19 protein-coding genes, 1 tRNA gene and 2 pseudogenes are annotated in these 20824 nt (G+C 55.1%); 1 reads left to right on the plus strand and 21 read right to left on the minus strand.

Annotated features, from left to right (window positions below):
* Positions 1-20: 20 nt before the first annotated feature.
* The 8 genes and pseudogenes from TR2A62_RS03770 to TR2A62_RS03805 all read right to left on the minus strand — a co-directional run bounded on the left by TR2A62_RS03770 (position 21) and on the right by TR2A62_RS03805 (position 6596).
* Positions 21-806: a SapC family protein gene (locus tag TR2A62_RS03770; protein ID WP_009157622.1), complete on the minus strand. Its 786-nt coding sequence runs from the start codon at positions 804-806 to the stop codon at positions 21-23.
* A gap of 36 nt (positions 807-842) precedes the next feature.
* The gene (locus TR2A62_RS03775; protein ID WP_223296067.1) at positions 843-2132 is read right to left on the minus strand and encodes a TolC family protein; all 1290 of its coding nucleotides are present in this window, start codon (positions 2130-2132) and stop codon (positions 843-845) included.
* 402 nt (positions 2133-2534) lie between these two features.
* On the minus strand, positions 2535-2726 hold the full coding sequence (locus tag TR2A62_RS03780; protein WP_009159880.1) for a hypothetical protein: 192 nt from the start codon (positions 2724-2726) through the stop codon (positions 2535-2537).
* 19 nt (positions 2727-2745) lie between these two features.
* A pseudogene (locus TR2A62_RS03785) lies at positions 2746-3390 on the minus strand (IS6 family transposase).
* A gap of 235 nt (positions 3391-3625) precedes the next feature.
* On the minus strand, positions 3626-4723 hold the full coding sequence (locus TR2A62_RS03790; protein ID WP_009158728.1) for an FAD-dependent monooxygenase: 1098 nt from the start codon (positions 4721-4723) through the stop codon (positions 3626-3628).
* 9 nt (positions 4724-4732) lie between these two features.
* A complete protein-coding gene (locus tag TR2A62_RS03795) occupies positions 4733-5479 on the minus strand; it encodes a glutathione S-transferase family protein (RefSeq protein WP_223296068.1) in 747 nt (248 codons plus the stop codon).
* 57 nt (positions 5480-5536) lie between these two features.
* Positions 5537-5950, minus strand: coding sequence for a hypothetical protein (locus tag TR2A62_RS03800; RefSeq protein ID WP_009160114.1), 414 nt, complete (start codon positions 5948-5950; stop codon positions 5537-5539).
* A 73-nt stretch (positions 5951-6023) separates the two neighbouring features.
* A complete protein-coding gene (locus tag TR2A62_RS03805) occupies positions 6024-6596 on the minus strand; it encodes a hypothetical protein (RefSeq protein ID WP_009160898.1) in 573 nt (190 codons plus the stop codon).
* Between the two features lie 134 nt (positions 6597-6730).
* Between TR2A62_RS03805 and TR2A62_RS03810 the strand changes: the two genes are divergently transcribed.
* Entirely contained in the window at positions 6731-7603 is an 873-nt protein-coding gene (locus tag TR2A62_RS03810) for a LysR family transcriptional regulator (RefSeq protein WP_009157995.1), read from the plus strand.
* 141 nt (positions 7604-7744) lie between these two features.
* Here the strand turns inward: TR2A62_RS03810 and TR2A62_RS17985 are convergent.
* The 13 genes and pseudogenes from TR2A62_RS17985 to TR2A62_RS03880 all read right to left on the minus strand — a co-directional run bounded on the left by TR2A62_RS17985 (position 7745) and on the right by TR2A62_RS03880 (position 20821).
* Positions 7745-8441: pseudogene (locus TR2A62_RS17985) on the minus strand (IS6 family transposase).
* A gap of 59 nt (positions 8442-8500) precedes the next feature.
* Positions 8501-9190 carry a YrbL family protein gene (locus TR2A62_RS03825; RefSeq protein WP_050761062.1) on the minus strand — a complete coding sequence of 230 codons (690 nt, stop codon included), beginning with the start codon at positions 9188-9190 and terminating at the stop codon, positions 8501-8503.
* Positions 9191-9606: 416 nt separating this feature from the next.
* A complete protein-coding gene (locus TR2A62_RS03830; RefSeq protein WP_369699514.1) occupies positions 9607-10311 on the minus strand; it encodes an IS6 family transposase in 705 nt (234 codons plus the stop codon).
* A gap of 175 nt (positions 10312-10486) precedes the next feature.
* Positions 10487-10576: transfer RNA gene (locus TR2A62_RS03835), tRNA-Ser, on the minus strand.
* Positions 10577-10664: 88 nt separating this feature from the next.
* Positions 10665-11036 carry a hypothetical protein gene (locus TR2A62_RS03840; protein WP_009158330.1) on the minus strand — a complete coding sequence of 124 codons (372 nt, stop codon included), beginning with the start codon at positions 11034-11036 and terminating at the stop codon, positions 10665-10667.
* Positions 11037-11040: 4 nt separating this feature from the next.
* Positions 11041-11760 (minus strand): alanyl-tRNA editing protein, encoded by a 720-nt coding sequence (locus TR2A62_RS03845; RefSeq protein WP_009157404.1) that lies wholly within the window; start codon positions 11758-11760, stop codon positions 11041-11043.
* A complete protein-coding gene (locus TR2A62_RS03850; protein WP_009160723.1) occupies positions 11757-14093 on the minus strand; it encodes a DUF3772 domain-containing protein in 2337 nt (778 codons plus the stop codon). Before TR2A62_RS03850 ends, TR2A62_RS03845 begins: the two co-directional genes overlap by 4 nt.
* Complete coding sequence (locus TR2A62_RS03855; protein WP_009159668.1) at positions 14090-15124, minus strand: cysteine synthase A; 1035 nt, start codon at positions 15122-15124, stop codon at positions 14090-14092. Before TR2A62_RS03855 ends, TR2A62_RS03850 begins: the two co-directional genes overlap by 4 nt.
* A 56-nt stretch (positions 15125-15180) precedes the next feature.
* A complete protein-coding gene (locus TR2A62_RS03860) occupies positions 15181-16326 on the minus strand; it encodes an NUDIX domain-containing protein (protein ID WP_009159529.1) in 1146 nt (381 codons plus the stop codon).
* 2 nt (positions 16327-16328) lie between these two features.
* Positions 16329-16769, minus strand: a complete 441-nt coding sequence (locus tag TR2A62_RS18375) for a TrgA family protein (RefSeq protein WP_040820165.1) — start codon at positions 16767-16769, stop codon at positions 16329-16331.
* Between the two features lie 35 nt (positions 16770-16804).
* Positions 16805-18013 (minus strand): cyclopropane-fatty-acyl-phospholipid synthase family protein, encoded by a 1209-nt coding sequence (locus TR2A62_RS03870; RefSeq protein ID WP_009157359.1) that lies wholly within the window; start codon positions 18011-18013, stop codon positions 16805-16807.
* 146 nt (positions 18014-18159) lie between these two features.
* On the minus strand, positions 18160-19581 hold the full coding sequence (locus TR2A62_RS03875; protein ID WP_009157965.1) for a deoxyribodipyrimidine photo-lyase: 1422 nt from the start codon (positions 19579-19581) through the stop codon (positions 18160-18162).
* A gap of 19 nt (positions 19582-19600) precedes the next feature.
* Positions 19601-20821, minus strand: coding sequence for an aminotransferase class V-fold PLP-dependent enzyme (locus TR2A62_RS03880; RefSeq protein WP_040821099.1), 1221 nt, complete (start codon positions 20819-20821; stop codon positions 19601-19603).
* Positions 20822-20824: the final 3 nt, after the last annotated feature.

Here is a 20824-nt window from a genome sequence, read left to right on the forward strand (position 1 = left end):
GACAGGCAGCGAAAATAGTCTTAGTGCAGGCCCATATCTTCAACAGCGGGCTGGTCTTCTTCCATCGCCTCGGCAGCAGGCGCGGTGGCAGGTGCCGATTTGGCAACGACCGATTCAATCTGTTGCATCGACAGCAGATGGGCCTGGATCAGATCCAGATCGCCGGACCGGAACATGTCCGTGATCTGCTCGTCATCGAGGGCGCGAAATTTCTCGTTCGAGACGCGCAAAAAGCCGGTCACGCCGCCCTTGGTGCCATCGGCGAGCGTGTAATCCACGCGGGCTTCTTCCAGCAGACAGGCCTCTTCCAGACGATCGCAAAAGGCTTGCGTCCGGTTGAAGGTGGCCTGGTACTCTTCCACGAAACGAAGGACCGTGCGTAAGTAGGAACTTTCGGTGCCTTCGCTGTCGAACATCCGCTCGCCACGGTCTTCGCCGTTCAGACCCTCGTAGGTTTCGTCGAGGCACAGCGTCATCTGTTCGCTGTCTTCCTGAACTGCGAACACGAAGGGATAGCGCCGGAAAAACGCCGGCACATAGCGACCTGTCCAGGCGTCGTTTTCATCGACGAACGCGTTCTGGTTCTGTTGCGCACCCAAAAGTGCAAGGCTGACGATCCCTGTTTCGGTCCGACTGAAAACGATCGGCATTTCGAGGCAGGCCCGGGGAAATTCGACATCCACGATCGGGACGGAATTGACCTCCTTCGCGAACCCGAAGGAGGTCGTCTGGCGAACCGACATGCCCCGGTGCGTCTGACGATTCACCGGAACAACGTTGTCGTAGATAAGTAATTGCTTTGTCATTATTTTCCCTGTTTGCCTATCGTATGGACCCGAAGATCAGGTGCCGCGGAATTCCTGAGAAAGAGCGTCGACATCGAGCGCCCCGAAAAGTGCCAGAAGTTCTGCCTGAAGCTGCACCACGCGCAACCTCGCAATCTGCCCCTGAAGCGCCATTGTATCGCGCCGAAGCCGCGCTTCCAGAGAAGCCTGCGGACCGATACGGCCAGCGTCTTCTTGCTCAATTGCAGCCCCCAGGCGGCGTCCTGCGGCCGACTGTTCGGCGCCGATGGCTCTTACCGAAACGAAGCTGCGCCCCAACGCGGAGGTCAGCGCGTCGTAGCGGCGCTCGGTCAGATCGGTGATTTGCTCCAGCCGAAGGTTGGCAATCTGAACCCGTGCACCGGCTTCACGCATGCGACTGCGCCGCAAGCCACCTTCGTAAATCGACCAATCTACGTTCAGGCCAAGTTCAGTCGATTGCACAGTCGACCCGCCGCCAAAGAGAGAGCCTTCGGTTTGCTCATACTCAAATTCGAGCGCCAGGTTGGCTGTCGGCTGATATGCTGCCCTTGCGACATGTTCCTGACGCTCTGAGACGTCCAGCTCCGCGCGCGCCACCTGAATAGCGGGCGACATGGCGAGCAAGCTCTCGAGGCTGAAGGTGCCAACAAGTTCATTGTAATTCGGGATGCCAACAGACGCCCCCGCATAGCTTACGCCCGTGACCTCAGGGCCAGTAAAGCGGTACAGTTCGAACAATGCGGTCGTCAGGTCCAGTTCCCGCTCGGCCTGCATTGCACGGGCCTCAAATACGTCTCCCTGAGCGCGAAGCAACGTGTCAGCCTCGATTACGCCTGCATCAACCTGCACCGCAAGATCGCTTTCAAGCTGGCTGCGCGCCCGGATCATGATCCGGGCCTGCTCCACACCAATTTGGGCGCGAGCAACGTCGAGATAGGCTCCTATCAACAACGTCGTCAATTGATTGCGCGCCACCGCAGCCTGAGCAGCTACCAATTCTTCTTCGGCACGCGCCTGAGGAAGCGCCCGCCACCGAACCGGGTCGTAAAGCGGCTGCCGAACCGAAAATGTCATGCGAGTCGTGGGATACTGCGAGGTGCCTTCTTGGAACGTTGTGTTGTCCTGATTTACGATGACTTGCTGCGTCTGAATGTATCGAATTGCCAAACCGACGCGCGGCAACCGCTCGCCGCGTGCCTGCCGCACAAGCTCAGCGGCTATGTTCTCTTCGATATCCAGTATTTCGTACTGAACGTCCCTGTCTAACATCAGGTCAAACGCATCGGCCAAAGTCACAGTTTGCGCCTGTGCACCGACGGTGCTCACCCCTAAGGCCAGCACCGCAAATAAGCCCCTTGAGCAAATCCCCAACCGCCGTCCGAAGTTATCCCGCATCGCGTTCAAGCACACCGTCAAAACCCATCCTTAAACAATTTAAAGCCGCTCGGCTTTGCAGCGCGCCCAGGCGGCTTGGCAAAACAAAGGGCAGACATCATGACCCCAAAACTCCCTTTTTAAACTGCCGCATTCGACGTCCCTCTGCAATTCTTTTTTAATTTTATTCAATGTGTTGCCTTGCCTGTGCGGCGACTTTGATCCTCAACCCATTGATTTCAGTGTGTTGACTGGCGCGGTTGCACAAACCGGTGGATGGCCGGAGTTCCGTTTTCGACGGACAGATTTGGCCCACGGAGTTTTTGATGGGTGTTCCGAGGGCTGTGTAGCCGTTCATGACAGCGATACGGATCTGCCCCACTCCTCAAGTTCGCCCGCCGACACCTGATCGGCCCCGTCGAACTCATAAACATCGCGGGTTGAGGCGCATGGGCGAACGCAGAACGCGGTCAGGTAGCCATCCTCGATCCCCTCGCGCAGGACACAAACGGGTGCTGTCAGACCAATGCGAACCAGTCTCCACAAGGATAGTGATGCTGCCCTTTTATGCCGTGCAAAGACCGCGCCACTCAGCAAGAGCAGCGGTGCGGTTCATCTTGAATTGATCTCTTTGGGAAAGGCTGCGCTCCGAATTCAAATGGTTACAGACTGAAGCGTGAACGGCGGCGAATTTCTGCAAACTTTGCATACGACGAAAGCGGTGCATCGCTCGCTCTCGCCTTCGAAAAGGTAGATGTGAATTTTCTGCGCGATTGTTTTTCCAGCGCCCGGATTCTTGCTTCCAGGCGTTGCCAATAACCTTCATCGCAGCACCATATGAACGAAATTTGTCGGTCACGATGACTTCCGGTTGTCCATATCGATTCATCGCTTTCTTCATAAATGTAGGGGCCGCAGTGCGATCCCGGCGCTTAGTGACGAAGCTTTCTAGCACCTCACCTTCGTGATCCACCGCACGCCAAAGATAGTGTCCTTCGCCGTTGATCTTCACAAAAACTTCATCGAGGTGCCAACGCCAGTTCGAGTAACATCGCATCCGGAAAATCCGTTTTCGGCGGATTTAAGATACAAACAACGGGCCAAATCTATTCCACCAAAACCGTACAGTTTCGTGGCTCACATCGATGCCTCGTTCATGCAGCAAATCCTCCACATTCCGAAGTGAGAGCGGAAACCGGACATACATCATCACCGCAAGGCGAATAATCTCAGGGCTCGTTTTGAAGTAACGAAAAGGGGATCGTTTTATAATGAACGAAAGCTAGATCGACACCCTGCCCTTCACAACCGAGTTTCTTCTGACATCACCGGTGAGAGCCCTTTTTAACTAAATGCTGCGACGCAGCGAGCGTCAGGTTTGCTGCGGCGAGCGCAGAATTTGCCATGTTGAATTTGGCAAAAGTAGCGACCTTGGCTGCTATTGTTCAGCGCACTGCTGCCCAGTCGAGCGCGTCACTTGATCGCGTTAAATGATCAAGTACCTTAGTCGGGGACACGGAATGCCCGCGGTCTGGCGCAAACGCCAGCCCGGCTCTGCGGCTGCGATCATATAGCGCCCTTGCGCGCGAAACGGCGTCTTGGTTGTAGTTGGCCAGTGCCTGAGGAACGGAGCTGGCGTCGTTGAAAGCCGTCCCGAGTGCATAAGCATCAAGCATGGCCGTATAAGCACCTGCGCCCGTGCGCGGGCTGGAGAGATGGGCGGCATCACCCAACAAGGCGACACGGCCAGCCACAACAGGGTCTGCGGCAAACTCCCAGATCGGATGCGGCGTGACCTTTCCGTGCTTCACACAATCCGCCCAAAACTGCGCATTGCGTTCGCCGAACAGGGCCTTGGCCAAGGGAACAAACCAGTCAGGAATATCGCGAATGGCAGACCCAACCTGTCGGTTGCGCGTCGGTGCCGCGACCTCGGCGTACGGCATCGCCATGTAGACGCCGCAGTTCCACAACGGGCCGTCCGGACCCGCACAGGGAAAGCCAAGTGTTTCATAGCGAATGCCATTCACTATTCGCACACCAGATGGCGGGCCATCAATTCCATTCATCGGCACGAGGCCCCGCCAAGCCGTATATCCAGAATATACAGGTTGCTGCTGTGTGACGAAGGGCCGGATCGTCGATTTTCCACCATCCGCCCCTATGATCACGTCAAAGGTGGTAGGCTTCCCGTCAATCACGATCGCTGGCCGATCGCTGCGCGCATCGGTAATCGTTTGGACGTCAGTGCCAAAACGCACGCTTTCAAGCCGCAACCCTTGATAGAGGTAGTCCCACAGGTCACCGTAAAAATGACCGTGGCCTTTGATGGCGCGGTCAGCTCCGTTTAGGTTGCCTCCCATGATACGGCGGAGCAGGCCAAGATCGACCGACCCAAGAGCGCCACCCCGTTCCTCAAACCCCTTGGCAAACAGTTCATAAACCTGCACGTCAAAGCCAAGCTGGCGCAGCACATTGGCTGCGCTTAGCCCGCCGAGGGATGCCCCGACAACAGCAATCCTGATATCACGACGGATCGTCATGGCGCGGTCCTATTTGATGGTTTTCGGGAACAGCGTTTCCAGCGGAACGACCTTCTTCATTGCACTGACCCATGGCTCAAGACCGGCCTGCTTGACCATGTTGGCAGCAATGGGCGAACCGGCATGGAGGTATCCCGCCAAAAAGCCGTAGAATGACAGGTCGACATGGCCCGGCTCGGTTCCGCCATGAAATTTACCCTGCATCGATCGTTTGAAATCCCGCGCAAAGGCAATCTCGTCGCCTTCGCGGTGGCCAAGGCCGGTGGTCGCGATGTTGTGACGCGCCTGCTTGCATTCCATCCGCGCAAGCATTGGCCCGATCAACCATTTCATTACCGATGGCGCACCCACCGTCGCCACGGCCAGCCGCGCCCAATCGGTCGAGGTGCAGTGCAGCTTGAAGGTTGTATCAAGTTCCATGACGATACGTTCTTCCCATGCTGCATCCATCTCTATCCCGAGCGCGGGCAGAAGGTTTTGCAGAATGATCCAGCTGTCATTCACCTGGCGTCCGGCAACGTCGATGACCGGTACTTTTCGATAGCTAGAGTTCGGCTTGATCCCTTGCGGCTTGGCTTTCAGATGCTGTTCATGCCGGAAAGGCACGCCTGCATACTCAAGAAACGTGCGCAGCTTTGTTGTCGCGTGAGAGAACGCCGGTCCGTGGACAATCACATCTTTCAGGTCGGTCTTGCCCGTCCATCCAAGAGGTGGGTTCGGGGCGACGCCTTCCGGGTTGGAGCCATCGGGAAGCATTTTCGTTGATACAGACATGTTGAATCTTTCATTCCAGAGTTTTGAGTTTTGCGCTGACTATTTGAGAAAATGACGCATGACGTCGCCGCGGAACATCATCAACGCGACTGCGATGTTCAAAACCATGCCCAATCCAATGGCTAAGTAGATAACTGCGGACACCGCGCCTTCGGTCGCTTGCGGATAATGCCACTGCGTGGCCAGCCCATGTGAATAATCAAAGGCTCCAAGCGCGTTATAGGCGATCAATGTGGCCCAGACCTTCGCACCGGTCTGGCGCCACAAAAGATAGATCATGACCGGAACCAAAAGGCCGAGAATTGTATCGCTGACCCATGGGGCGAACCAGGCATTTGCATCAACGCCGCCATACATCTCCAAATGGGGGAAATAAGTGGCAACAGAGGTGCGAGAGAAGGTAAGTGCCATCATGATGGTCATCAGGATGCGGGGTCGTGTTGTGTTGGTCATTTTAGTCCTCATTGTGTTGGTCATTTTAGTCCTCAATACGTTGCTCATGGTGGCAATCAAGAAGTTCATTTCGCTAGTTCAACAACCCGAACATCGCGTTCATGGCAGCAGCTTGTGCCTTGAAGAAGATGCCATTCAACGCGCCGAAACCGACGACCCAGATCCACTTGCCCGCCATGGGAGAGTCCCTGAATCTCAGCCCCGAGCCGCCTTCGGCTTGAATGAAGTAACGCCGAACAGCGGGTGTCAGCAAAAGGGCGAGGGCGACGATCTCAAGCGTCATGTTGCCGAAGAGCCAGCCTTTCAGAAAACCAGCAGGCATGTTTTCACCAAGCGGCGGAAAGTGCGGTGGGTACAGCGCTTCGACAACCATGCCATTAGTGAAATCCACAATTCCGAATACGAAAAACGAGACGCCAAGTGCATAGCTCAATACGCTCGGACGCATGGCCATCATGAAAACGATTAACGGCGCGAGCAGGCCGGTAACGGTGTCTTGCGACAATGGGATCGCCCATGCGTTGGGAAGCAAATCCCCGCCTGACAGATCAAGGCCTGACCAGAATATCGCTCCTGCTATTCGGTAGGTCTGCCACGCGGCAATGATCAGAATGAAAGATAGATACCGAGGGAATTCCCTGTCCATCGTGGTCTCCTTATGTATGTCGCCGGCGCAGCCAGTTGACTCTGTTGTCGGTTGGCCGCTTGTGCCATACTGCAAAAACAGATTATAGAAGCCAAGATACGCACCTGACGTGCGAAAATATGACATCATACGATATGGACAAATGGACTGAGATCAAGACCGCCTACCACGTCGCCCGCCTTGGGACAGTCAGCGCCGCTGCTGATCTGCTGGGGGTGCATCGGGCTACCGTGATCCGCCATATCGACACATTGGAGGCTGAACTCGGTGCGCGCGTTTTTCTGCGCAACAAGACTGGATATGTGCCCACAGAAGTCGGCCTGGACCTACTGCGTGTCGCACAAGCCACGGAAGAACAGTTTGATCAATTGGCCGGGCGACCACGGGGCCGCTCCGCGGCGATTACCGGTGATCTCGTCGTGACGGCGCATGAGCGCATCGCTCCCCTTCTGCTGCCCGCGCTGCAGCGGTTTCAGGTCGAAAACAAAAACACGGTGATCCGTTTTGTCGCCAGTCCGGCCGTGCTCAAACTGGAATATGGCGAGGCCCATGTCGCTATCCGGTCCGGCCCCAAGCCCGATCAGCCAGACAACGTCGCTCAGCCCTATCTGGACCTCAAGCTCGGTCTTTACGCCCATGCGACCTACGCCGCGCGCCATGGCGTGCCGAAATCGCAAGACGACTATCGCAATCACAGATTTGTCTGTTGGGAGCAGGACAAAACACCGTTTCCCTTCACGGGATGGCTGCGGAAAAATGTGCCCGAGACAAGCAAAGTCTTAATCAGCGCAAACCAAGGCGTCGCCGATCAAGCCCTGTTGGCCGGAATGGGGATCGGATTTCACCCTGAGATATACGCGCAAAAACGCACCGATTTGGTCGAGGTGCTTGCGCCGCAACCAGATTGGGTGGTCCCGTTTTGGCTCGTGACTCACACGGATCTGCACCGTTCCGCTAAGGTGCAAGCAGTTTTGAAATTCATCAAGAATGACAGATTCTCGCGTTGAGACCGAAGCTTGAAAGCAGTCATTGGCGCAGCCGCAGCGAAAGCACACTTCGTCCGCATCTCGGTCGTTGCTGCAGACTGCAGCGAATGGTGCTGTCAGACGAATGCGAACCAGTCTCTGTATGCCCCTCAATTCCGGAACTTATGCCGAACAAACCTGGCGCCACTCAGCAAGAGCGGCGGTTCTGTTGATCTTGAAATTGGCGCGTGAGTAGTGGTGACGTTCCTGGTTGAAATGATTGTAAACGGAGGCGTGAACGGAGACGAATTTCTGTAAACTACGCATATGACGAAAGCGCAGCATTGCCCGTTCTCTTCGTCGAAACGGCAAGTGTGAATTCTCTGCTCGATTGTTGAGCCAGCGGCCGGTTTCTTGTCTGTCAGCATTGCCGATGACCTTCATCGCGGCACCGTAAGACCGCAGTAGGTCGGTCACGATGATTTCGGGTTTGCCGCAACGCTTCATTGTTTTGCTGAGGAATTTCAAAGCTGCTTTGCGGTCACGGCGCTTTGTCACATAGCCTTCCAGAACTTCGCCCTCATGGTCGACTGCCCGCCAGAAGGTAGTGCGTCTCACCGTTGATCTTCACAAACACTTCGTCCAAATGCCATTGCCAATTCGAATGTGCCCGTAACTGTTGGACGCGCCGTTTGCGTATTTCAGCGGCGAACGTCGGGCCAAATCTATCCCACCAAAACCGAACTGTCTCATGGCTAATATCAATATCGCGTTCGTCAAAAATGCACAGTGACAGCGGAAATCGAACGTACAGCATTACCGGTAGGCCAATGATCTCTGGGGTGGTCTTAAAATAGCGAAATGGGGAGCGTTTTGTCATCACAAAACGCTAAACCGCCGCCCTGCCGGTCTCAAGCCGGTTTCTTCTGACAACACCAGTCAAGGCAGTGTGAAGCGTCGTGCTCGCCCATCCCATTTCAATTCAATTTTTTTCGACATGCGTTTAAAGCAGTCGTTGAGCCCAAGACTATTGGTCCAGCGACACCAAGATCTTACAGTTATTGGATAGGAGTCACCAAAGCCGTCGACAAGAAAACACCCATAGACTGGTCTGAAACCAAGAGCGCTTGCGCGTCGATACCCAAAGACAAAGTTTCCAGGATTGGCATCACTTACGCGGACGCCCAAAGAAAAAATCTGGGTAACTGCTTCATTCAGCAACCCAAGGTCTGATAGAGTAAATTGCATGGTTTCGCATTTATGTCGAACTGTGTTTCCGGTAATGCCATTCTCCTGAACCACATGTTCGGTGACGCAGCCTACTCCAAGAGACGTGTGCACAAATCCATACATGTGGGATATTGGTAGAGCTATCGACATGTTAGTATGGCTAAGCATGACGCGGGCATATTCAACATACTCTTTATAACTATAATGAAGCGATTTTTTTTTGCGAAACCAACCATCTAGGCTGCGCTTAAATACAGCTGGATCCTGGTGTTTGTGTACCTTAATGAGCAGGGTAGGGTCGTTTGGGTGTACAAACACCATCCGCTGCGCGCCATTTGCTATTGCGTCATTAATATCAAGGACAATCACATCGTCGCTAAGGAAGACTTTCTTATGCATTGTTTTAGTCCAATTATTACCCCGTTACGTCCGAGGTAATATAAAATTAATCGGTAATCCCTCCATTTTCAATGGGGTCCAGCCGTAGAATTCAGGCGGCAGTTTTCAGTTTCATGGCGGGGGTTATGCCGCCGATGGGTGCTGTCAGACGAATGCGAACCAGTCTCTGTAAGGACAATGAAGCTGCCAAAGAAGGGCCTCTGGATGGGTGGAGTCCCACCCCTTGGCGATAATCCACACCCCGATCCAAAAACCAGAGGGCTTGTGGTAAGCCAGAATGAGGCGAAAACCGTTGAAGAAATCTTCCACCTCTACGTCCAGCTTGGGTGCCTGAATAAGGTCATGCGCGAGACAGCGAAAATGGGTGGTGTCAGACCAATTCGAACTCGTCTCTGCAAGGACAGTGAGGCTGTCCCTTATGCCGCACCGAGATCGCGCCACTCGGCAAGAGCGGCGGCGCGGTTGAGCTTGAAATTGTCTCTGCTGTACAGGGCGCGTTCCTTATTGAAATGGTTGCAGACAGAGGCATGAACGGAGGCGAATTTCTGTAAACTTCGCATGCTGCGGAAACGTTGCATGGCCCGTTCTCGTCGTCGAAACGGAAGGTGTGAATTCTCCGCGCGATTGTTGAGCCAGCGACCGGTTTCCTGCCTCTGCTCGTTGCCGATTTCCTTCATTGCAGCACCGTAAGACCGGAGTTTGTCGGTCACCAGGATATGAGGGTGACCGTGACGCTTCATAGTTTTCCTGAGGAATTTCAACGCTACTTTGCGATTCCGGCGCTTTGTGACATAGCTTTCCAGCACCTCGCCCTCTTGATCCACGGCACGCCAAAGATAATGCGTCTCGCCATTAGTCTTCACAAATACCTCATCCAAATGCCACTGCCAGTTCGAGTATGCGCGCATCTGCTGAACTCGCTTGCGGCGGATTTCAGCGGCGAACATTGGGCCAAATCTATTCCACCAATATCGAACGGTTTCGTGGCTGATGTCGACGCCGCGCTCGTGCAAAAGATCTTCGACGTTTCTCAGCGACAAAGGAAAACGAACATACAACATGACGGCGAGGCGGATAATCTCAGGGCTGCTATGAAAGCCCTTGAATGGGTCTGTTTTAATCATGTGGACAGGCTACGCAACCACCCTGCCCGCCTCAACTCAAATCCTTCTGACAAGACCCAGCTTTGGCCATGCCGCTCGTCTATGAGGTTCGGTCTGTTCCCGCAAACCCCTTTGATAACACGAAAAAATCAGTGCCCGTCAGGGCAGTGTTACTGGTTCGCAATGGGGATAATGGCGGACAGACAGGGATTCGAACCCTGGAGACGGTCTCCCGCCTACACACTTTCCAGGCGTGCGCCTTCGACCACTCGGCCACCTGTCCGTGCCTCGTCTCTACCCAACAAGCGGGCCTGAGTGCAAGAGGGTTTTACGCAAAACCTGCAACCGCGGTGTTTCGGCCCCATCAAGACCTATCTTTGTGCATTTGCTCGCATCAAAACAACCGCCATCAAGGTTTCAAGCAAGGCTGCAATCGCAATCGTTTGTGACGCGTATCCACGTACAAAATCGTAAAGGCCGGTCAGCGAAATTCCAATGAACGCCGCGACCATCGCGATGACCACCATATCGCGCAAGCGGCTTGGGGCTTCGTCGCGCAGCGCCCACAACAAGGTTGCAAAACCTAGAAACATTGGTGACGCGCGGCGTGTGATGAACTGCACCCCTTCCGAGGCCTCGATCCCATAGGTTGGCGCATAGAGCGCAGGCGCGATGCACAAGACCGCGAAGAGAACGAACCAAACAAGAGCGAGCAGACTACAGGTCAATCGAAATGACGGCATGCTGCTAATCCTCTAGATGCAAATGAACGCGGCGGTTCTGTTTGCCCTTGTTTTCGACTTTGCCCAAACGGACACGTCCAATCTCAATTGTGTGGGCAACATGCGTTCCGCCACAGGGCTGCAGGTCTGCCATGTTATCGCCCTCGCCAATGCGAACCAGACGAATGTGGCCCGTGCCACGAGGCGGCTGAACAGACATGGTTTTGACAAGCCCGGGATTTGCATCCAGCTCGACCTCGGAAATGGATTCTGTCGTCACTGGGAAATCACAAGCGATGAGCTTGTTCAGCGTCTCTTCGATCTCGTCTTTGTTTTCGAGAGCGACGGGCATATTGAAATCCAACCGGCCCTTCTCGGCGCCGATTTGCCCACCTGTTACTGGCAATGGAATGACTACCGACAACAGGTGCAGCGCCGTATGGACGCGCATGTGGCGATGTCTGCGGTCCCAGTCCAGCTCTTGTTTGACTGCAACACCCTCTGGCGGCAGCGCAGAGGGTTCGGCCGGAACAAGAACAATGTCAGTCCCCTCGCCCTTGATCGTTGTTGCAATTTCGATCGCGCCCTCGTCCCATGTCAGTCGCCCACTGTCACCCGGTTGGCCACCACCTGTTGGATAGAAAATCGTCTGGTCCAACACGATGCCGCCTTCGGTCGTGATGTGACGGACCATGCCGCGTGCATCGCGTTTGTAACTGTCACTGCGGAACAAATCTTGGGTCATGCGGAGCCTCCAGCATCGGGGGTTGTTAGGGCTTCGGGATTGCGCAGCCACAGGTCTCTTTGGGCAAATGGAATTTCGATCCCCTCTTCGGCAAAACGTCGGTTAATTTCGTGGTTCATATCGCTCCGGACCGCGGCTACAAAATTCACGTCGCGCAGAATGGCCCGGATTTCAAAATCAAGCGAATCTGCACCAAAGCTAATGAAGAACGCGCGCGCTGGTGGCGTCGTTAGAACCATTGGATGCGCTGTCGCAATCTCCAGCAGGATTGTTTCGACCCGCTTGGTGTCAGTACCATATGCAACACCGACAGGCACCCGAACCCGCCCAACCAAATTGCCGCGCGTATAGTTTGTAACAGTCCCCGACACGAGATCAGAGTTCGGCACAATCACATCAGTTCGGTCAAAGGTCTCGATCCGAGTTGAGCGCACAGAGATGTCGCGCACATAGCCCATTTGCCCGCCAACTTCGATCCAGTCCCCTTCGGAGATCGGACGCTCGATCAGCAAAATGATCCCCGAGACAAAGTTAGAAACGATGTTCTGCAGCCCAAAGCCGATACCAACCGACAATGCACCCGCGACAATGGCGAGATTCGATAGATCAAGACCGGCCGCACTAATCGCGATCACTGCAGCTAAAAAGATACCAACATAGCCGAGGCCTGACACGATCGCATTTTGACCACCAATATCCATTCGTGTTTTTGGCAGTACCGATGATTTGAGCGTGCCCTGTACCAAACGGGTGATCATGTAACCCACGGCAAAGATCACAGCAAAGGTCAGGAAATCCGTTGGCGAAATACGGCTTTCACCGATTGCAAAGCCTTCGCGGAAACGGGCCCAAATCTCAGTCAGATCAGCGATACGCACGCCCCAAACCAACGCAAAGATAGGTAAGGAGGTCAACGTCAGCACAAATCCGATTAGAATTGGGATCAAGGCGTCTGATTGTCCATCATCCGCCCCTGTCACAAGGCTATAGAGATCACCAGCCAAACGCTGGAGCACAACCAGCAGACCAATCAGACCGATGCTAATGATGGCTGGATACAATAGGGCATTGGCAGCCGACATGTACCCAATGGCGCCCAGAACCGGCGCAAGGACTGCAATCAACATGCCAACGCGACTAACTGTGGTGATCAGCCGGACGCCGTGGACCAATTCATCATCTTCAGAGGGTCCCGGGCGCAATGCCTGACACAACCGGAAAAACAGCAATGCTGCGACAACAAGGAATGGAAATCCCCAAACCGCGGCAACGGTTGCAGAAGCGCTTGAGACATCCAGCAAAGTCAGCACGAACAGCCGAACGGCATAGACCACGCCCAATGCTGTGATCAGGGCACGTAGCTTAGTGCGTTCCTCTGTGGTGTGGGACAAAAACCGGGGTTGTTCGGCGCCAGCCAAAGCAGGTTTTGGGAACAAAACACCAGCCAGCCAGCGGGCTGCGAAAATGCTCATTCCAATTGGGATCAACGTGTTGACCAATGTCGTGCCGCCGATCCCGAGGAGGCCCGAGCTAAAGGCCGCTTCCCTGAGTGCGGTCAGACCAGCGAGCGGCAAAAGCAGCTGGCCTAACGACAATGCAAAACGCCATACCCCTTTACCCCGACGGGTATTGGTCACGACGAATCCCGCAATGAATTCGACCCACTGTTTGCTTCGCAGCAACAATACCGCAGCGACGATGATCAAAAGAAGCGTGACAGGGAGCTGCCCTTGGAACTGTTGTTTGCCCGTGGGGCTCGCCCAAGCGGCTCGGATTTCTTTTCTGATCCGATCAAGACCAGTTGAGAGCCCTGCCAACGCGCCGCTCCATAGCGTCGGGTTCAGAGGTGTCGGGCCAAATTCCAACAACGCATCGGTTTGCCGGTTCCGGATGATGCTGTCGATCTCGCGGATCAATCCATCTGCTTGCAAATAAGCTTCTTCTGCTTCGATCACCGGCGCACGCAAGCGGCCCAATTTCTCGTTTAGACTGAGCCGCCATGCGGTGGCGTCGGCGCTTTCGCTGTCGCCGTCCGTGGGCGCAGCTCCCAACGATGCAATTTGGTTTGCGGTTGTTGCAATACGCGCCGCGTTGACGTTTTGCGCCTCGAGAAACTCACTGCGATAGCCCACCAGTTCGCTGCGTAGACCCTCAAGCGCGGCTGATGAAATACGTGTGCTCTGAGTTGCCGTCTGAGCGCGCGCAGCAACCGACACCCATACGCTACTCTCAACGGCACTGTCCTGAGATTGCGCAAGCGCCCCACCAGCCCAAGAGAAAGCAATCGAAAAGCAGAGCAGCAGAACGCTGCATAGATGCAGCGGGTGGTTCATACGTCTTCGAAGACCGAAGGGATGTCTTTGGGTGGGCCGTCCAACCAATTAGGCACCGGAAGCCCCTTTTCCCGCAGGAACGCAGGATTGTAGAGCTTGGATTGATAGCGCGTGCCATAGTCACACAGGATCGTCACGATCGCATGACCTGGTCCCAAGTCACGTGCCAAACGCACCGCACCTGCGATATTCACACCCGATGAGCCGCCCAAACACAGACCTTCGTTCTGCAAAAGATCAAAGACGATTGGCAACGCCTCGGCGTCTGAGATGTTATAGTTGTAGTCCGGCTTGAGCCCTTCGATGTTCTTGGTGATGCGCGCCTGCCCGATCCCTTCGTTGATCGACGAGCCTTCCATCTTGAGAGCACCCTCGGTGTAGTAGGAATAGAGCGCGGCACCATCCGGATCAGCAAGGCCAATCTTGACGCCCTTGGGCTGCAGCACCGATGCAATACCAGCCAACGTACCGCCCGATCCAACAGCACAGATGAAACCATCTACCTTGCCGTCCGTTTGCTCCCAGATCTCAGGTGCAGTCGTTTCAATATGCGCCTGACGGTTGGCCACATTGTCGAACTGGTTGGCCCAGATCGCGCCATTAGGTTCGGTCTCGGCTAGCTTGGCCGCCAAACGCTCGGAATAGCGAACAAAGTTGTTTGGGTTGCGGTAGGGTGCTGCGGGCACTTCGACCAATTCGGCCCCTGCCAGTCGCAGCATGTCTTTTTTCTCTTGGCTCTGTGTATCGGGGATCACGATCACAGTCTTAAAGCCCATCGATGCGCCAACCAACGCAAGCCCGATGCCTGTGTTACCAGCGGTACCTTCTACAATCGTTCCACCCGGCTTTAGATCACCGCACGCAATCGCATCGCGGATGATAAACAACGCAGCCCGGTCTTTGACCGACTGACCGGGGTTCATGAATTCAGCCTTGCCCAAAATCTCGCAGCCCGTCGCTTCGGATGCGGCGCGCAAGCGGATCAATGGGGTGTTGCCAACTGCCGAGGCCAGATCGTTGTGAATTTGCATGACGGTCGCGCCTTTGTTCTTGTGTCGTCCCTATCTAGTGGGACCCTTGATCTACTTCAAGCGACGTTGGCCGCCGCGCGCAAGTCGGATCGGTGTCGCGCCAACCAATGTAATGCGGTCACCAAGGGGAGAACGCGGATCTCGGCCGCGTCGGCCATTTCGATAGCACGTGACGCTTCTATCAAATGGGTCCGAATGTCCTCATCCTCAGACGCCAGCCCACCGACAGTTTCGGCATCATCCGGCAAATCACAAATGCCACAAAACAGCGTAAAATATTCCGTCGTCGACCCTGGTGACGGATAACCCGCACTGATTTCCTTGAGATCGGACAGGGCCAGTCCCGCCTCTTCGTTCGCCTCGCGGTGGGCGGCGTCAGCTGGGGTCTCGCCATGATCCACGCGGCCTGCAATCGGCTCGAGCGTCCAAGGGGCATTGTCACCACGTGCAAAGGGCCCAGTTCTGAATTGTTCGAGCAAGAGAACCAGGTCGCGCACCGGATCATAAGGCAGCACCAAAGCACTGTCCCCACCAACGAAGACAGCGCGTGTCACCTGCGGACTGTCGGCCCCATCAAAGCGACGAAACGACAGATCAAATTCTTGAATGACAAAAAAGTTTGAATACGGGCGACGGCTGTCCGCGACAGTGACGTCCCCTACCCCAAAGCCACTGACTTGTGCGGGTTCCTCGGACGCCGCGCGCAGTCGCGACGCGGCCCGCGATTTCATTTGGCCAAACCGAACACCCATCTCTGGCGCTGACAATTCACCAAAATAGCTCATCGCTTCTTGGGCGGTCTCGACTGCCAGTGCGCCGTGCTCTGCCACCCAAGTCGGAAGATGCCAAAGATCGCCAGGATCAGAATGATCAACATCCGAAAAATACACAGCAGCCGCGATTTCCCCTGCTGGTGATCCGTCCTCATCTTCGACCCGCACCCCAACGCGGCGGGTCTGATATCCGAATGCCGCCTCGTAATAGTCCAGTCGCGCCAGATGATCCGCACTTAGATCATCCACCACCAACCCTGGTGCGATACCGGTCAATTCAGCCCGTACATGCGGCCAAGACCCATCAGGGGACCAAATCACCTCGTGTTGGGGTAAAAACCCGGTCCGAATACGTGCTGTATGCCCCGCCCCCAAGACAACATCGAGCAATGGCAGATGGCACAGCGTTCCGTATACGAAAACACGCATCCTTACGAATACCGACGGCCAAAGAATTCGGTTACGAAACCACCAACAATCGACCCTACGACCAGTGTGATCACGACCTGTTGGTCCAGCAGGATTTGACCGTATTTTGCCATAAGCTCGAACATACCAACAACAGCCTCGGTTGGGCCGTCATATTGCTTTCGCAGAGAAAGCCGGATCATTTCGCCAAAACATTGAAGGAACACGCACCAAAAAACCATGGCAGCCCCTGCTGTCAGCCCGTAACCCAAAGCCGATCGATACCCCGTTCCCGCTCTGGACCCCGCAACCATCCACGCAATCGGAATCGTCAAAAGCGTATTCACTTCTACGAACCGTCCTATATCTTTTTCATTGGGAAAAAGTGGAATAATAAGTGTCGAGACATACCACGCGAGTGGTGCGAACATAAGTACGGCGACGAGCCGGCCTGCGGTGGGCATAGTGTGCGTCCCTTGTTGCGGGTGCGCACCCTCTTTTATGCGGGGCGCGTCACCGTGATCTGCGTCACATCACAGTTACCGCTATGAAAGGTCGACGCGCAAGAGGTCAGGTAAAAGTCCCACATGCGTTTAAACCGTTCATCAAAGCCCATTTCTTCGATTTGGGACCATTTATCATTGAAATCCACATACCAGCGCCGCAGCGTTTGGCTGTAGCTTTCGCCGAACTCAATCGAGCCTTTGACATCGAGACCCGCACGGTCCGCTTGGGCCTGCAGCGCACTGGGGCTGGGCAACATACCACCCGGAAAGATGTATTTCTGAATGAAATCCACACCGCGTTTGTAGACCTCCCACCGTTCGTCGGCGACCGTGATAATCTGCAGCGTCGCGTGCTTGCCGGGTTTTAGCCGATCACGCAGCGTGTCGAAATACACGGGCCAATATTGCTCGCCTACGGCTTCGAACATTTCAATGCTTGCGATGCCATCATATTCGCCCGTCTCATCGCGGTAGTCCTGAAGCTTGAAGGTCACCATATCAGAAAGTCCAGCCTTTTCAATGCGATCCACTGCATACTTAAACTGCTCTTCTGAGATTGTTAGACAGGTTACTGTCAGCCCGCGCGTGCCTGCAGCGTATTCCGCAAAGCCGCCCCAACCGCAACCGATCTCGAGGACATGATCACCCTCTTGGACGCCCATCTGGTCTACCATGCTCTTGTATTTTTCGGTTTGCGCGGCTTCCGTGCTCTCTTGCCCAGTGGTGAATTTAGCCGATGAATAGGTCATCGTATCATCGAGCCACAGACCGTAGAAATCATTCCCCAAATCGTAGTGATAGCTGATGTTTTTACGCGCCTGTGCTTTGGAATTGCGCTGTAGCCAAAAACGCATTTTCTCGAACACTCGTACGATCCCCTGACCGGGATATCCGTCATACATTTCCTCATTGCCAGCGTGGGCGAGATCCATGAACGCCTGCAAATCTGGCGTCGACCACCAACCGTCTAGATAGGCGTCGCAGAACCCTAGATCGCCTTCGCGAATGAGGCGGGAAAACAAATCGGGATTGTGAATGACGAGCTCCGCAACATATCCGGGGTTTTCACCTTCGGCGCGGAACCGGCGACCGTCTGGCAACACCATGTCGAGACGGCCATTTTTCATCTTGCAGGCGACATCAAAGGCCGCAGAAAAATATCGCGGCAGATCGCCTTGGCCTCTTGTTGTTGTAAGGATCATCCCAAATTCCCAGTTCGTGTTCGTTGCGGCTTATTGCAGGCTCTTATCACCACAAAAGGTAACGCAAGTTCTTGAAAAGTCACGTGGTTTGGACACAAAAGGTTTCATCACGAGGCGATATTTTCCGCCGACTTTGCACCAATCCGTCAAAAACCACGATTTGAGTACGCATCAAGCGCCGCTTTGCGACCGTCTTCTGCGCTGACGACCGGTGCAGGATAGTCATCGGTCGGCTTGATGGCCCAATGTTCTGGTACCGCATCGAAATATCTCAGAGCATCTGCGTGTGGTTGGCTGCGGCCTTCTGCGATCCACCGGTCAACATATTCGCGGTTCTTGTCAAATTTGTCCAATTGCGTGACGGGGTTGAAGACACGAAAATATGGCGTCGCATCCGGCCCCGAACCAGACGACCATTGCCACCCCATAGCATTGCTGGCGGGGTCCCAATCGACCAAGCAATCCTCGAACCATTTGAGCCCAATTTTCCAATGGCACATCAGATGTTTTGTCAGATAACTCGCAACGATCATGCGGCCACGATTGTGCATCGTTCCAGTCACATACATCTCGCGCATGGCTGCATCGACAAACCGGATGCCAGTGCGTCCCTGTTTCCACGCAACGGCCTTTGGGTCGGTCTCGTCCGTGTTCCACGCAAAGCCATCCCAGTCGGGCTTCCAATTGTCGGTGGTGATGTGGGGCGTGTGATGCACGAGGTGATAGGCAAACTCGCGCCAAACCAGCTCTTTTAGAAACACCTCCGCGTCTGCATCTCCGTGGTTCAATGCAGCCCACCCCGCATGCCAACACGTCAGCGGCGCGATCTCGCCATACGTCAGGTTTTCCGACAGCCGCGATGTACCGTCGACCCGCGGCAAATCGCGGTTGGTTTGATAATTGCCAACGCGTTCGTTGATAAAGGTCTCAAGCCGCGACAGCGCGGCCTGCTCGCCCACAGTACAAAACGCGGCAAGCACATCGCGGCCACGCATCATTGCTGCGTCCATCGCCCAATCTGCAAGCGCATCGCTGGCTGGCCACTCTTGCGGTGCTTCCAATCTGTTGGGCGCAGGGGTTGATACGGGCAGATCGGTGCCGCGCACCGCCTTCCACATCGGAGTGAACACTTTGTAGAAACCGCCGGTTTTGGTTTCAACAGTCCACGGCTCAAACAACAGATGCCCGGCAAAGCTCTGGGCGGTGACGCCGTCGTCTTTCAGCGCAGATTTAACAGCGGTATCGCGTTCTTTGCTAAGAGGATCATAGAGGCGCGACCAATAAACGGCACCTGCCCCTGTCTCTGTGATCACTTTGCGCAAAACGTCCAATGCGCGACCTCGGCGCAAAACCAGCCTAGACCCGGTGCCATGCAAAGACCGATCCAAAGCCTCGACACTGAAACCGAGACGCATCTTGGGCGCCGCGCCCTGACCTTCGACGACCTCGTCGTGAATGAACAACGGAACAATCGGGCGGCCCGTTGCGACCGCCGCCGCCAATGCGGGATGATCACCCAATCGCAAATCGCGCCGGAACCACAGGATAATCGGAGAGTTGTCAGTCATTGTCAGGCCCTAGTCATCACTACAAGGTTTGATCTAGCGCCTTCATCAACTGTTCAACCTCTGATGGGCTGGTGTAGTGCACAAAACTAAGCCGCAGCACACCTTTGTCAGGATCAATACCCATCGCCGAGAGCGGGCGCTGCGCATAAAAGTCGCCACCACCCGCCATCACACCATGCGGTGCCAGCTTGCTTGCTGCTTCTTCGGCATTGCCCGCAAGTTCAACCGCGATCGTTGGCGCACGCTTTGATGCATCACGCCCACCGACCAAACGAGCCGAATTCTTGTCGGATAAATAGTCTAGCAGCGGCTGCATGGTTTCGATTTCATGCGCGCGCATCAGATCATGGGCGAACCTTGCACCATCTCGCGCACCTGCGGGTCCGCCGTGGTGTTCGGTCAATGCCTCAGCATAATCCGCCATACCTGCACAGGCCGCGACTTGTGCATGATCAGGACCCGCTGGGGTGAACCGTTTGTATAGCATCTCGCTGTTGAAATGGTGCCCTTGGTTCGGCAACAGCATCCCAAACGCGCGGCGGATCGCCATGATCCCCTGATGCGGGCCATATGTCTTGTAGGCTGAAAACAGATAAACATCCGGCCCCAACGCGCCAACGTCGGGAATGCCATGCGGCGCATAGCTGACACCATCTACGCAAACAAAGGCCCCAGTGGAATGACAAACCTCGGTGATTGCCGGAACATCATTGATCTCACCCACAACATTCGAGCAGTGGGGAAACACGACCAAACGAACCTTTTCATCCAACAACGCCTCAAGCGCTTCGATCTCTAGGCTGCCCGTTTCCGAGTTCAGCTGCCATTCACGTACCTCGATGCCTTCTTCCGCCAAACGGCGCCATGGGCCGGAATTGGCTTCGTGATCTTGGTTAGTGACGATGATCGCCTCGCCCTCGCCCAACCAGCGGCGCACGGCATTGGCCAGCACATAGGTGTTCTGCGTCGTCGACGGGCCAAACGATACTTCATCAGTCTCGACGCCCATCATCAGGGCCAGCCGGCGCTGTGCCTCGTCCATCTCCTCGCCGCCCAAGGTCGATGCGGCATACGGCGCATAGGGCTGAACCTTGCGCTGATGATAGAACCGCATCAGGCGGTCAATCACAGGCTGACAGGTATAGGACCCGCCTGCGTTTTCGAAAAAGGCTTGGCCCTGCAGCGGTGCCTCGGCAAAGGCGGGAAATTGGTCCCGCACCCAATTGAGATCAAGTGTCATGAC

The organism is Thalassobium sp. R2A62 (assembly GCF_000161835.1).
GTDB lineage: Bacteria > Pseudomonadota > Alphaproteobacteria > Rhodobacterales > Rhodobacteraceae > Thalassobium.

Coding starts and splice junctions, on each gene's coding strand:
- TR2A62_RS03770 (WP_009157622.1), bottom strand. CDS start 806: ATGACAAAGCAATTACTTATCTACGACAACGTTGTTCCGGTGAATCGT.
- TR2A62_RS03790 (WP_009158728.1), bottom strand. CDS start 4,723: ATGACGATCCGTCGTGATATCAGGATTGCTGTTGTCGGGGCATCCCTC.
- TR2A62_RS03795 (WP_223296068.1), bottom strand. CDS start 5,479: ATGCTTCCCGATGGCTCCAACCCGGAAGGCGTCGCCCCGAACCCACCT.
- TR2A62_RS03800 (WP_009160114.1), bottom strand. CDS start 5,950: ATGACCAACACAACACGACCCCGCATCCTGATGACCATCATGATGGCA.
- TR2A62_RS03805 (WP_009160898.1), bottom strand. CDS start 6,596: ATGGACAGGGAATTCCCTCGGTATCTATCTTTCATTCTGATCATTGCC.
- TR2A62_RS03810 (WP_009157995.1), top strand. CDS start 6,731: ATGGACAAATGGACTGAGATCAAGACCGCCTACCACGTCGCCCGCCTT.
- TR2A62_RS03825 (WP_050761062.1), bottom strand. CDS start 9,190: ATGCATAAGAAAGTCTTCCTTAGCGACGATGTGATTGTCCTTGATATT.
- TR2A62_RS03840 (WP_009158330.1), bottom strand. CDS start 11,036: ATGCCGTCATTTCGATTGACCTGTAGTCTGCTCGCTCTTGTTTGGTTC.
- TR2A62_RS03845 (WP_009157404.1), bottom strand. CDS start 11,760: ATGACCCAAGATTTGTTCCGCAGTGACAGTTACAAACGCGATGCACGC.
- TR2A62_RS03850 (WP_009160723.1), bottom strand. CDS start 14,093: ATGAACCACCCGCTGCATCTATGCAGCGTTCTGCTGCTCTGCTTTTCG.
- TR2A62_RS03855 (WP_009159668.1), bottom strand. CDS start 15,124: ATGCAAATTCACAACGATCTGGCCTCGGCAGTTGGCAACACCCCATTG.
- TR2A62_RS03860 (WP_009159529.1), bottom strand. CDS start 16,326: ATGCGTGTTTTCGTATACGGAACGCTGTGCCATCTGCCATTGCTCGAT.
- TR2A62_RS18375 (WP_040820165.1), bottom strand. CDS start 16,769: ATGCCCACCGCAGGCCGGCTCGTCGCCGTACTTATGTTCGCACCACTC.
- TR2A62_RS03870 (WP_009157359.1), bottom strand. CDS start 18,013: ATGATCCTTACAACAACAAGAGGCCAAGGCGATCTGCCGCGATATTTT.
- TR2A62_RS03875 (WP_009157965.1), bottom strand. CDS start 19,581: ATGACTGACAACTCTCCGATTATCCTGTGGTTCCGGCGCGATTTGCGA.
- TR2A62_RS03880 (WP_040821099.1), bottom strand. CDS start 20,821: ATGACACTTGATCTCAATTGGGTGCGGGACCAATTTCCCGCCTTTGCC.